1 protein-coding gene is annotated in these 797 nt (G+C 41.9%); it reads left to right on the forward strand.

Annotated features, from left to right (window positions below; genetic code table 11):
* Positions 1 to 613 precede the first annotated feature (613 nt).
* Positions 614 to 797, forward strand: a 184-nt coding sequence (locus NUW87_RS11420) for a hypothetical protein (protein ID WP_269028644.1), incomplete at its 3' end; no start/stop codon positions are given.

Genomic DNA, 797 nt, shown 5'->3' on the forward strand with positions numbered 1-797 from the left:
TGGTTTGAATTGATTACATTGAATGCTATTGTCCTTTATGCTTTATTGAGAAGTGATTATAGTCTTTGCTTATTTAGCCATCATTGACTTCGTCAATAATAGCATTAGTATTTTGCTCATATATTGAATCATAGATAGTCATTTATTTGATGAAGTACTAATCCACTGCAAGCATACATCCTAGTTGTCTTTGTTTTGTCTCGCAAACAGGTGCTTCAGCAGTGATCTTACCTTGTGACTATCTTGGGCATCAATCTGTGGAAGGGTTTCTCCTTGACATTTCCTTTAGCCTTCCTTTATCCAGATTGACTTAGGGACGTCTCCCTTGGACTTGCCCTCCTAAATAGAAAGAGCCCCCCATCGAGGTGACAGTGGGTGGGGAAGCTCCTGTTACGCCGGTTTCAAGCCTTGACTCAAGCTATTTAACCTATCCTACAAACCGTGCGATAACATTTTGGCGCCGTTGCCGGGGAACACTGAGTCTACCTTCCTCAACGACATATCTTTGGTAAGCCTTGCCTCAGAACTTTCTTGTAAGCTTACCTGGTGACTCCACTACCTTTCTCCCCCTATTCTTTGGTAGTTTCAGGGAAACTATCTGGCGACTCCACTAATGACGAATCCAACCATGACTTCACAATGGGATCCAGGAAGCTACAGACCTTTGGATATGAGCGAAATTCTGGGATATCCTAGAAAGTTTTCTCCTTTTATTGAGTTTCTCCTTCCTCGTTTTGCTGGCACCAATGGAAAATGTCCTGAGTCTCATATGATAAGATTTTGGAATGTCTTTCAAT

Origin of the sequence: Corynebacterium pilbarense (assembly GCF_026930265.1) — a bacterium.
GTDB lineage: Bacteria > Actinomycetota > Actinomycetes > Mycobacteriales > Mycobacteriaceae > Corynebacterium > Corynebacterium pilbarense.